Origin of the sequence: Nonomuraea angiospora (assembly GCF_014873145.1) — a bacterium.
GTDB classification, from domain to species: Bacteria; Actinomycetota; Actinomycetes; order Streptosporangiales; family Streptosporangiaceae; genus Nonomuraea; species Nonomuraea angiospora.
Genome location: NZ_JADBEK010000001.1, coordinates 10,227,385 through 10,238,934 on the forward strand (window position 1 = coordinate 10,227,385; position 11,550 = coordinate 10,238,934).

At 71.7% G+C, this 11,550-nt stretch carries 10 protein-coding genes; 4 read left to right on the forward strand and 6 right to left on the reverse strand.

Translation table 11 applies throughout. The features are described 5' to 3' along the window. The first annotated feature begins 1 nt into the window (after window position 1). Window positions 2–1,183 carry an ROK family transcriptional regulator gene (locus H4W80_RS47230; RefSeq protein WP_192791025.1) on the forward strand — a complete coding sequence of 394 codons (1,182 nt, stop codon included), beginning with the start codon at window positions 2–4 and terminating at the stop codon, window positions 1,181–1,183. Window positions 1,184–1,206: 23 nt separating this feature from the next. On the opposite strand, the gene H4W80_RS47235 is transcribed toward H4W80_RS47230, so the two are convergent. The 4 genes from H4W80_RS47235 to H4W80_RS47250 form a co-directional block, all read right to left on the reverse strand. After that, window positions 1,207–2,646, reverse strand: a complete 1,440-nt coding sequence (locus H4W80_RS47235; RefSeq protein WP_192791026.1) for a glycoside hydrolase family 3 protein — start codon at window positions 2,644–2,646, stop codon at window positions 1,207–1,209. A 65-nt stretch (window positions 2,647–2,711) separates the two neighbouring features. Then, entirely contained in the window at window positions 2,712–3,566 is an 855-nt protein-coding gene (locus H4W80_RS47240) for a carbohydrate ABC transporter permease (protein WP_318787384.1), read from the reverse strand. Then, the gene (locus H4W80_RS47245) at window positions 3,563–4,570 is read right to left on the reverse strand and encodes a carbohydrate ABC transporter permease (RefSeq protein WP_192791027.1); all 1,008 of its coding nucleotides are present in this window, start codon (window positions 4,568–4,570) and stop codon (window positions 3,563–3,565) included. Before H4W80_RS47245 ends, H4W80_RS47240 begins: the two co-directional genes overlap by 4 nt. Window positions 4,571–4,575: 5 nt before the next feature. Further along, window positions 4,576–5,901: an extracellular solute-binding protein gene (locus H4W80_RS47250; RefSeq protein WP_192791028.1), complete on the reverse strand. Its 1,326-nt coding sequence runs from the start codon at window positions 5,899–5,901 to the stop codon at window positions 4,576–4,578. A 137-nt stretch (window positions 5,902–6,038) separates the two neighbouring features. Here H4W80_RS47250 and H4W80_RS47255 point away from each other — a divergent pair, with 137 nt between their 5' ends. From H4W80_RS47255 to H4W80_RS47265, 3 genes are all read left to right on the forward strand, one after another. Further along, on the forward strand, window positions 6,039–7,187 hold the full coding sequence (locus tag H4W80_RS47255) for an ROK family transcriptional regulator (protein WP_192791029.1): 1,149 nt from the start codon (window positions 6,039–6,041) through the stop codon (window positions 7,185–7,187). Between the two features lie 12 nt (window positions 7,188–7,199). Further along, window positions 7,200–7,850 carry a M15 family metallopeptidase gene (locus H4W80_RS47260; protein WP_192791030.1) on the forward strand — a complete coding sequence of 217 codons (651 nt, stop codon included), beginning with the start codon at window positions 7,200–7,202 and terminating at the stop codon, window positions 7,848–7,850. Between the two features lie 87 nt (window positions 7,851–7,937). Continuing rightward, on the forward strand, window positions 7,938–9,023 hold the full coding sequence (locus H4W80_RS47265; protein WP_192791031.1) for a carboxylate-amine ligase: 1,086 nt from the start codon (window positions 7,938–7,940) through the stop codon (window positions 9,021–9,023). A 21-nt stretch (window positions 9,024–9,044) separates the two neighbouring features. Here H4W80_RS47265 and H4W80_RS47270 read toward each other — a convergent pair whose 3' ends face one another. Further along, a complete protein-coding gene (locus tag H4W80_RS47270) occupies window positions 9,045–9,785 on the reverse strand; it encodes a sulfite exporter TauE/SafE family protein (RefSeq protein WP_192791032.1) in 741 nt (246 codons plus the stop codon). Then, window positions 9,782–11,536: a gamma-glutamyltransferase family protein gene (locus tag H4W80_RS47275; RefSeq protein WP_192794150.1), complete on the reverse strand. Its 1,755-nt coding sequence runs from the start codon at window positions 11,534–11,536 to the stop codon at window positions 9,782–9,784. Before H4W80_RS47275 ends, H4W80_RS47270 begins: the two co-directional genes overlap by 4 nt. Window positions 11,537–11,550 lie beyond the last annotated feature (14 nt).

Sequence of the window (11,550 nt, forward strand, 5' to 3'; positions counted from 1 at the left end):
CGTGGAGCGACGCCCTGGTGTGCCCAGACTGCTCAGGGAGATCAACGACCGGGCCGCGCTGGACCTGTTGCTCGCCACAGGCCCCATGACCCGTGGCCAGATCGGCGATCTGACCGGCCTGTCCAAGGTCACGGCCTCGCAGACGCTGGCCAGGCTGGAGGAGCGCGGCCTGGTCGAGGTGGTCGGCACCCAGGCCGGCGGGCGGGGGCCCAACGCGGCCCTCTACTCCGTGATCCCCTCCAGCGCGTACGTGGCCGGCCTCGAGGTCGGCCCCGAGCTGATCTCCACCGCGGTGGCCGACATCCACGGCAACACGATCGCCGAGGTCACGGTCGACCCCGGCGGCCACGACGACCCCGTCTCGGTGGTCCACGGCGCGATCGTCAAGGCCTGCCGCAGCGCCAAGATCAGCCTCTCCAAGCTGCGCGGCGTCGTGATCGGCACCCCTGGCGTGGTCGATCCGCGCAGCGGCGACGTGCGCTTCTCGTTCGACCTGCCGGGCTGGCACGAGGGCATCCACGAGGCCCTGGCCGGCGACCTGCGGCGCCAGGTCACCATCGAGAACGACGTCAACCTCGCCGCCCTCGCCGAGCGGGCCGACGGGGCGGCCAAGGGGCTCGACGACTTCGTCCTGCTGTGGTCCAGCCGCGGCCTCGGCCTGGCGATCATGCTCGGCGGCAAGCTGCACCGGGGCCGCTCCGGCAGCGCGGGCGAGATCGGCTACCTGCCGGTGCCCGGCGTGCCGCTGCCCGAGGACATCCGCACCGAGCCCGGGCGGCTGCCCTCGCTGGCGGGCGGCCTGCAGTCGCTGGTCAGTGCCGAGGCGGTGGCGGAGCTGGCCCAGACGTACGGGTTCGCGGCCGACAGCGCGGGCGAGTGCGTCAAGGTCGCGATGGCGGCGGGCGCCGCGGGCGAGCCGCTGCTCGACGAGATCGCCAACCGGCTCGCCCTGGGCGTCGCCGCCGTGTGCGTGATCCTCGACCCCGGCCTGGTCGTGCTGGCCGGGGAGATCGGCCACGCCGGCGGACCCGCGCTCACCTCCCGGGTGGAGGAGGCCGTGGCCAGGATCTGCCCCGTGCGCCCCCAGGTCGTCACCACGAAGGTGACCGACGCCAACCCGGTGCTGCGCGGCGCCGTGCTGGCCGCCCTCGACCAGGCCCGCGAGGAGCTGCTGGCGCCTTAGACCGTGAGCGAGTCGCCGGCGTCTCAGGCCGTGAGGAGCTCGATCGCGGCCTGGGCGTTGGCCCGGGCGGCCCCGTACGTGGCGATGTAGGCGGCGCTGTCGGGGCGCCACACGGGCAGCCCCATCTCGATCACCGTCGCGTCCGGGCGGGCCGCCACCAGCGCGGAGACCAGTTCCTGGCTCGCCTGGTGGCGGTGCGCGTCCTTGACCACCACGACCAGGGACCGGTTCACGGCCTTGGCCAGCAGGGCAGGGACGTCGGCGGCCGCGGGCTTGACCCGGACGATCTCCGCGTCCGGCAGCCACGGGCCCACGCCCCACGGCACGTCGCCCACGGCGATCGTCGGCGGGGTGTCCACCTCGATCACCAGGGGCTCGACCAGGGGCTCCGTCTCTCCGGTCAGCCGCACGGCGCGGCGCGCGGCGTGCAGGCCGACCACGTTCTGCTCGGCGGCGACGGGCGCGGGCGCCCCGAACCAGGCCCGCAGCGCCGCCACCCGTGCCCCCGCCTCCTCCAGCCGGGAGAGCGGCAGGCGCCCCTCGCGCACCGCGGAGACGATCTCCGCGATGATGGCCTGGACGTCGTCGTAGGTCGGCAGCGGCCCGAGGCACAGCAGGTCGGCCCCGGCCGCGAGGGTCAGCACCGCGCCGCCGGCCAGGCCCACGCTCCTGGTGATCGCCCGCATGTCGAGCGCGTCGGTGATGACCACGCCGTCGTAGCCGAGCTCGCCCCTGAGGAGCCCGGTGAGCGCGGCGCTGGACAGCGTCGCGGGCGTCTCGCCCGTCACCGCCGGCACCGCGACGTGCGCGGTCATCACCGACCTGGCCCCCGCGCCGACCGCCGCCCGGAACGGGGCCAGCTCCCGCTCCCGCAGCACGTCCAGGCCCACGTCCACGACGGGGATCGCCAGGTGGGAGTCCACCCGGGTGGCGCCGTGGCCGGGGAAGTGCTTGACGCAGGCGGCCACGTTCACCGACTGCAGGCCCTCCACGGCCGCCACCGTGTGCCTGGCGACCAGTTTCGCGTCGGGCCCGAACGACCTGGTGCCGATCACCGGGTTGTCGGCCTCGGTGTTGACGTCGGCGCTGGGCGCCATGTCCAGGTTGATGCCGCAGGCGGCCAGCTCCGAGCCGATCGCGCGGTAGACCCGGCGGGTCAGCTCGACGTCGTCCACCGCGCCCAGCGCCGCGTTCCCCGGGTACGGGCTGCCGACGTGGTACGCCAGCCGCGTCACGTCGCCGCCCTCCTCGTCCAGCGAGATGACGGGCTCCCCGGCGCCCCGCAGCGCGGACGTCAGGCCGCTCACCTGGCCGGGGTCGGCCACGTTGAAGCCGAAGAGCGTGACGCCGCCCAGGCCCTGCTCCAGCTCGCGCAGCACCCATTCGGGCGCCACGGTGCCCTGGAAGGCGACGAGCAGCGTGCCGGCCGCGAGGCGGCGCAGCCCCCGATCACTCTGACTCATAGCTCCTCATCGGATTTCAGGCCCAAAGATGGGCAGGGTCGAACAAGGCGTTCGCCCTGCGGATGTCAGCCCTTCACGGCCCCGGCGACCAGGCCGGAGACCATGCGGCGTTGTACGAGAAGGAAGAAGATGACGACCGGGATGGTCATCATCGTGGAGCTGGCCATGATGGCGCCCCAGTCGGTGCCCTTCTGCCCGAAGAAGTACTGCAGGGCGACGGGCATCGTGTATTTCGTCGGGTCGTTGATCAGGTACAGCGCCATGATCAGCTCGTTCCAAGCGGTGATGAACGAGAAGATGCTGGTCGCGACCAGCCCCGGGGCCACCAGCGGGAAGAGCACCTTCCAGAAGGTGGTGAACCGGCTCGCGCCGTCGATCCAGGCCGCCTCCTCCAGCGACTTGGGCACGGCGGCCACGAACGTGCGCAGCATCCAGATCCCGAACGGCAGCGTCAGCGCGACCTGCGTGACGATCAGGCCGAGCAGTTGGTCGTACAGGCCCAGCCGCTTGACGCCGAGGAACAGCGGGATGAGCAGCGCCTCGGCCGGGATCATCTGCGCGACGAGCAGCAGGGCCAGGAACGGCGTGCGTCCCTTGAACCGGAACCGGGCCACGGCGGTGGCCGACAGCAGCGCGAAGACCGCGCCGATCAGGACCGTGCCGAGCGCGACGATGGCGCTGTTGCGCATGTAGAGCCAGATCGAGTGCCCGGCCACGCCGTCGGTGAGCACCCGCGTGACGTGCTCGAAGGTGAAGTGCGTGGGGAACGGGATGAAGTCGGTGGTGAAGATCTGGTCGTTCGCCTTGAAGCCGGTGGAGACCATCCAGTAGACGGGGAAGACGGCGACCAGGAAGACCAGCACGCCTGCCGCGTTGAGCGCGGTCTTGCCCAGGCGCCTGCGGGCCAGCGGGCTCTTCACAGCTCCTCCTGCTTGAACATCTGGCGGATGTAGGCCGCGGTGACGATGAGCAGGATCACGGTCAGCACCACCGCGATGGCCGCGCCCGATCCCATCTTCGGCGGGGCCTTGAAGGCCTCGGTCACCGCGTACATCGACAGGTTGTACGCCTCCCGGTTGGTGGTGCCGGCCAGCACGTACAGCTGGGCGAAGACCTTGAAGTCCCAGATGATCGAGAGCACGGTCAGCACCGCGAACACCGGCTTGAGCAGCGGGAAGGTGATCTTCCTGAACGTGCGCCAGGCGCCGGAGCCGTCCACCTTGGCCGCCTCGTACAGCTCGGCCGGGATGCCCTTGAGGCCGGCCAGCACCGAGACGGCGATGAACGGGAAGCCCGCCCAGACGACGCAGACCGTCAGCGCCATGTAGATGGACCAGGCGTCGTTGAGCCACGGCACGCCGGACCAGTTCGCCCTGCCGAACAGCGCGTTGGAGAGCCCGTCGGGCAGCAGGTTGAGCGCCCAGTTGACGATGCCGGCCTCGGCGTCGAACAGCGAGCGCCAGATCATGCCCTGCGCCACCGGCGGCACCGCCCAGGCGAACATGATGCCGATGATGACGAACAACGACATCTTCTTGCCGAGCCGGTGCAGCAGGACGCCGACGGCGGTGCCGAGGATCAGCGTGAGCGGCACGGCGATCGCCGCGAACACCACCGTGTTGCGCAGCGAGGACCAGAAGATGTCGTTCTCGAAGACCTTGGTGAAGTTCTCGAGCCCGACCCAGGTGGCCGGCTTCTTGCCCGAGATCTGGACGAGTCCCACCTTCTGGAAGGAGATGATCACCATCTGGATCAGCGGCCACAGCAGCAGCGCGCCGATGACCAGCAGCCCCGGGATCAGCAGGACGTAGGGGATCGACCAGGCGGGCAGCCCGCTGGCCCGCGGTGGCCGGTGTGAGCGGCGCCGTCCCGGGGTGGAGGCGCGGCCTCCACCCCGGGGGGCGAGCGTTGACGTGTTCGTCATAGGTCTCAGGAGGCGTTGAGGATGTCTTCGAGTTCCTTGTTGGCCGCGGCCAGCGCGTCATCCGCGCTCGCCTTGCCCTCGATGACCTTGCGGGCCGCGTTCTGCAGCACCGCCTTGGTCTCGTTGGCCTCCGTCCACTGCGGGTCGGCGGGGAAGGCCTTGGCCTTGGCGAAGGCGGCGGCGAACGGCGCCTGTGCCGGGTCGCTGGACAGCGCGGCGAGGGCCTCGGGGTAGACGGGGAGCAGGCCGCCGTCGGTGGCGTACTTGACGCCCCACTGCTTGTTGGAGGCCAGCTTCACGAACTCCTTGGCCGCGTCCTTCTCCTTCGCGGAGCCCCACACGGCGATGTCGTTGCCGCCGAGGAAGGACTGCGCCTCGCCGCCCGCCTTGGCCGGGAGCGGGAAGAAGGCCAGCTTGTCGCCCTTGAGCTTGCCCTTGCTGTCCTCCGCGATCCCCGGCAGGTCCCACGACGCGGTGAGGTACATGCCGACCTTGTTGTTGGCGAAGCGGGTGCGGATCTCGGTGGTGTTCTGGTTGAGGCGCGACTTGCTGGACAGGCCGCCGGTCACCAGGCCGGTGTACTGGGCGAAGCCCTCCTTGAAGCCGGGGTCGGTGAGCTTGCCGACCCACTTGTCGCCCTCCTTGACGGCGTAGTCGCCGCCGGCGGTCCAGGCGAGGGCGCCGAGCAGGTGGTTGGCGTCGGAGCCGCCGTTGAAGGCGAAGCCGTCCACGTCCTTGCCCTTCTTGGCCTGGATCTTCTTGGCGGCCGCCACGAGCTCGTCCCAGGTCTTGGGGATCTCGATCTTGAGCTCCTTGAACCAGTCGGCGCGGTAGAGCACCGCCCGGCTGCCGCCGCCCCACGGCACGGCGTACGTCTCGCCGTCGATGGTCTCCAGCCCCATGAGGTTCTTGGGGATCTGGGCCTGGTCACCGCTCGCCACGATGTCGGTGATCGGCTCCAGGGCCTCCTGGCTCTGCCACAGCGGCACCTGGTCGTTGCCGATCTCCGTCACGTCAGGGCCGGTGCCGCCGGCGGCCGCGGCCGTGAACTTGTCGTTGACCTGCGGCCAAGGGATCCACTCGACGTTCACCTTGGCGCCGGTCTCCTTCTCGAACTCGGCGACCAGCTCGTCGGTGTACTTCTGGGCGGCGGGGTTGGTGTCCCCGAGGCGCCAGAACGTCAGCGTCTTGCCGGCGTACTTGGGGCCGCTGCTGGCGGGTGCGGCGGCGCTGGGTGAGGACGAGGGGGTTTCGCTTGAGCCACAGGCGGCCAGACCCAGAGCCAGCGCGGCCGTGCTGACCGTAGCGGCTGTGATCTTCGCGATCCTCACAGGGTTCTCCCTTCCCGGGTGCCGGCCTACGGTCCGCACCAGGCTGATCGTCAAATGTCGAACAACGCTGCTAAACTAACAAGAAACTTTCTTAAAAGAAACGCCCGTTAGCCATTCGTGACGAGAGGGGTGCGGTAATGAGTCGAAGCCCGGGAGTCCCCCGGCTGCTGCGCCGGTTGAACGATCGCGCGGCACTCGAACTCCTTCTGGCGGACGGCCCGCTCACCCGGGCCGAGCTGGGGGAACGGACCGGGCTCTCCAAGGTAACCGCAGGTCAGCTGCTCGCTCGCCTGGAGGAGCGGGGGCTGGTCGAGGTCGCGGGGGAGCGTGCCGGGGGCAGGGGGCCGCACGCCGCCCTGTACACCGTCGTTCCCTCCAGCGCGTACGTCGCCGGCCTCGAGGTCCTGCCCGACAGCCTCAAGGTCGCTGTGGCGGACATCACAGGCAGGGTGGTCGTCGAGATCACGCTCAACCCGTCCGACGGCCGCGACCCGGTCAAGGCGGTCCACGAGGCGGTGCAGCGCGCCTGCGACACGGCGAACGTCAGCCTGTCGCGGTTGCGCGCGTTCGTCATCGGCACCAGGGGCGTGGTCGACCCGGTCACGGGCGACGTGCGCTGGTCGTACGACCTGCCGGACTGGCACGTCGGCGTGCTGGCCAGCCTGCGCGAGACGCTCGGCGCGTCCGTCACCATCGAGAACGACGTCAACCTGGTCGCGCTCGCCGAGCACAAGCACGGCGCGGCCGTCGGCCACGACGACTTCGTGGTGATCTGGGCCGGCGTCGGCCAGGGCCTCGGCGTCATGCTGGGCGGCCGGCTGCACCGGGGCACCAGCGGGGGAGCGGGCGAGATCGGCTGGCTGCCGGTCCCCGGCGAGCCGCTGCCGTCGGACGTCTCGGAGCCGCAGTCGGGCTCGTTCCAGCGCCTGGTGGGGCACGACGCGCTGCGCGGTCTGGCCGACCGGCACGGCGTGACCGGCAGGACGGTGCCCGACCTGGTGCGCGCCGGCGACGAGGGCTACCTGGACGAGCTGGCGGGACGGCTGGCCGTGGGCGCGGCGGCGGTGACCGTCGTGCTCGACCCCGGCCTGATCGTGCTCAGCGGCGACATCGGCCGGGCGGGCGGCGCGCGGCTGGCCGCCAAGGTGCAGGAGGCGGTGGCCCGCGTCTGCCCCAGCCGGCCGACCGTGGTGACGACCCAGGTGGCGGGCAACCCCGTGCTGCGCGGGGCGCTGGTGGCCGCTCTGGAGCAGGCCCGGGAGCAGGTCTTCTCCGACACTGTGTGAGAATTTCTGCTCATGTGGCAGTCTCCCAACGATGTCGTGCTCATCTCCGACCCCAGGGTGACCGCGCTTCCCGTGCGCGAGTGCGGCGAGCCGCTGGCCGACGTGCGCGGGCGGCTGCGCGTGGACGCGCGGCTGGCCGACGACGAGGGCGCGTACGCGCACCTGCGCTCCGGCCTGCTCGACCGGCTGGAGCGGGCCGAGCGCTCGCTGCCCGGCGGGTATCACCTGCTGATCGTGGAGGGCTACCGGCCCATCGCCACGCAGCGGCGGATCTTCGAGACGTACCGGGCAGAACTTCACACCACATTCCCCGAAATTTCCCCCGACGAGTCATATATCGCGGCGAGTCGGTACGTGTCCCCGGTCGAGGTCGCCCCCCACACCGCCGGCGCCGCCGTGGACCTGACCCTGTGCGACCCCGACGGCGTCGAGTACGACATGGGCACCCAGGTCAACGACAACCCGGAGCAGAGCGACGGCGCCTGCTATACGGCCGCCCCCAATATCTCCGCCGACGCCCGCGCCCACCGCAAGCTCCTGGCCGCCGCTCTGGAGCCCGTCGGCCTGGTCAACTACCCCACCGAGTGGTGGCACTGGTCGTACGGCGATCGTTACTGGGCCATGTCCACGGGATTTTCCCACGCCCACTACGGGCCCCTCTAAGCAACCGTTTGCTTGACGGGTTTTCCCCGGGGCGCGCGCCGGGCACAACCTTCAGTCGGAGGTTTGGTCTCCCAGCGAGGTGTGGGCATGGTTCCGTTGATCGGGATCGAAGAGGAATACCTCGTAGTCGATCCCCGCACCCGCCACGTGGCTCCCCGAGCGGCCGATGTCCTGGCCGCGGCGACGGATGTGCTCGACGTGGTGCAAGAAATCACCCGTTTCCAGGTGGAGGCACGCACGCCGCCCTCCGCCGACCTCAGCGAGCTCGGCTCGCAACTGCGTAGCGCGCGGCGGGAGGTGGCGGCCGCGGCCCGATCGTGCGGGCTGGCCGTCGTCGCGAGCGGCATCCCCGTGCTGGGGAACGTCATGCCGCCGCCGCTCGCCGACGACGATCGCTATCACCAAGGGAGGACGCTCTATCGCGCACTTCATGACGAGATCAGCATCTGCGCCCTGCACGTACACGTGGACGTGCCCGACGAGGAGCACGCCGTCTACGTCGGCAACCACCTGCGCCCCTGGCTGCCCACGCTGATCGCGCTGGCCGCCAACTCGCCGTTCTTCGTGGGCCGCGACACCGGCTACGCGTCGTGGCGGGTGATCAGCTGGGGCCGCTGGCCGGTGTCCGGCGCGCCGCCGTACTTCCCGTCGTTCGGCGACTACGAGCTGGCGGTGCGCGCGCTCACCGACTCGGGCGTGCTGCTCGACGCCAAGACGGTCTACTGGGACGCCCGGCCGTCGTCCCGGCTGCCCACGGTCGAGATCAGGGTGGCCGACGTGCCGCTCGACGTGAGCGACAGTCTCACCCTGATCGGGCTCATCCGCGCGCTGGTGGTGACCGCGCTGGCCGCGGTGGAGCGGGGTGACCGGGGGCTGCCGATCCCGGCGGAGGTGCTGCGCGCCGCCTACTGGCGCGCGGCCCGCTACGGGCTGACGGGCGACAGCATGGACGTGCGGCACGGCACCCTCGTGCCCGCGCCCGTGATGGCGGGCCGCCTCCTGGAGCATGTACGCAAGGCGCTGGCGGAGGCCGGCGACCTGACGTTCGTCCAGGAGGGGCTGGACCGCTTGCTGCGCAAGGGCTCGGGAGCCATGCGCCAGCGCCGGGTGCACGCCAGGGGCCACGACCTGGCCGACGTGGTGGACGACCTCATCGAGGCCACCGTCGCGTAGCCACGCCGACTGACGCACGGCCTAACGCAAGGCAAGCGCCACGGCCACGCCCAGGCCGAACGCGACAACGACGCCGCGCAGAACCTTGGCCGACATGAGTCTGGCCAGACGCGTGCCCAGGAACCCGCCGGCCAGGCTGGCCGGCGCTATCACCGCCACGGCCTGCCACTGCACGGGACCGAACAGGGAGAACGCCACGACCGACACCGTGCTGATCACCAGCGCGAGCGTGGCCCGCACGGCGTTCACCCGGTGCAGGTTGTCGTGCAGGAACATGCCGAGCACCGTCAGGAGCAGCACCCCCATGCCGCCGTTGAAGTAGGCGCCGTAACAGCCGCCGAGGAAGACCCCGGCGTACACCAGTTTGCTGGGCGGCCCGTCGGCCTCACCGCCGAAGAGCCTGCGCAGCCACGGCTGGGCCAGCAGCGCCAGGCTGGCGAAGGCCACCAGCCACGGCACCAGCGACTCGAACAGCCGGCCGGGCGTGAGCAGCAGCAACGCGCTGCCCACGCCCGCGCCCAGCACGGTCGTGATCGACAACGCCGCCGCCCGGCGCCGCTGGCCGCGCAGCTCGGCCCGGTAGCCGAGCACGCCGCCCAGATAGCCGGGCCACAGCGCCACCGCGTTGGTCACCGACGCGGTCAGACTCGGATAGCCCAGCGCCAGCAGCGCCGGGAACGAGATGAGCGTCCCACCGCCCGCCAGCGCGTTCACCACCCCGGCCAGCAGACCGGCGCCCAGCATGAACAGGAGATCCGTCATCGGCCGACTGCGTAGCCCTGGGCGCCGCGCGGGTTGGCGGCGGCCTTGAGGAACTCGCCGTCACGGGCGACGGCGCTGAGCCTGCCGAGCGTCCACGGGCCCTGCACCTCGACCTCGTGCCCACGCCGGCGCAGCTCCGCTGTCACGGCCGCGTCCACCCGGTCCTCGACGTGCAGCACGCCGGGCCGGGAGCCGCGCGGGAAGAACGAGCTGGGGAAGTGCTCGGAGTGGAACATGGGGGCGTCGATGGCCTCCTGGAGGTTCAGCCCGCCGTGGACGACGGCGAGGAAGAAGTTCAGGCTCCACTGGTCCTGCTGGTCGCCGCCGGGGGTGCCGAACGCCAGCCACGGCCTGCCGTCCCTGAGCGCGAACGACGGCGTCAGCGTGGTGCGCGGACGCGTGCCGGGGCGCAGCGAGGCGGGCAGCCCCTCCTGCAGCCAGAACATCTGCGCCCTGGTGCCCAGGCAGAAGCCCAGCTCGGGGATCGTGGGGGAGCTCTGCAGCCAGCCGCCGCTGGGGGTGGCGGAGACCATGTTGCCCCACCGGTCCACGACGTCGAGGTGGCAGGTGTCACCCTTCACCGTGCCGTCGCGGGCCACGGTCGGCTCGCCGACGCCCTGCGGGGAGCGCGCGCCGGAGACGCCGGGGGCGTCGCTCGCCGTGCCGGGCGCGGGGTAGTCGGGCAGCCTGGGCGCCCGGCCGCCCGGGGAGCCGGGCCGCAGCTCGAAGCTGGCCCGCGCGCCGACGAGCTTGCGCCGCTCGGCGTTGTACGCCTCGCTGAGCAGGTCGGACACGGGCACGTCGGTGTCGCCGTACCAGGCCTCGCGGTCGGCGAAGGCGAGCTTGGCCGCCTCCGTCACCGTGTGCACGTAGTCGGCGCCGAGGAACTCCATCCCGTCCAGGTCGAAGCCCTGAAGGAGGGCGAGCTGCTGCAGGAACACCGGCCCCTGCCCCCACGCCCGCGTCTTGTAGACGGTGTGGCCGCGGTAGTCGAAGGCGAGCGGCTCCTCGACCGACGCCGACCACCGGGCCAGGTCGTCGCCGGTGAGCAGCCCGCCGTGCGCCTCGCCGCTGCTGTCCCGCCAGGCCGTCTTGGCGCAGAACTCGGCGATCGCCTCGGCCACGAACCCCTCGTACCAGGCGCGGCGGGCGGCGGCGAGCTGTCCCTCGCGGGTGCTCGACGCGGCCTCGGCCTCGGCGACCACCCGCCGGTAGGTCTCCGCCAGCACCGGGTTGGCCAGCTTCGACCCGGCCGCCGGGACGCGGCCGCCGGGCAGCCAGGTGGCCGCCGACGTCGGCCAGTCGCCGGTGAACAGTCCTTCGACCGACGCGATCGTGGCCGCGATGCGCTCCAGCACCGGCACGCCGTGCTCGGCGTAGTGGATCGCGGGCGCCAGCACGTCGGCCAGCGACCAGGTGCCCCAGCGCTCCAGCATGAGCATCCAGCCGCCGAACGCCCCCGGCACGGTGGCCGCCAGCAGCCCCGTGCCGGGCACGATGTCCAGGCCCAGCCCGGTGTAGCGCTCGATGGTGGCCGCGGCCGGCGCCACGCCCTGCCCGCACACCACGGACACCTTCTGCTCGTCCTCGCTCCACAGCAGGATCGGCACCTCGCCGCCGGGGCCGTTCAGGTGCGGCTCGGCGACCTGGAGCACGAACCCGGCGGCCACCGCCGCGTCGAAGGCGTTGCCGCCGCGTTCCAGCACGCCCATGCCGGTGGCCGAGGCCAGCCAGTGCGTGCTGGCGACCATGCCGAAGTCGCCCG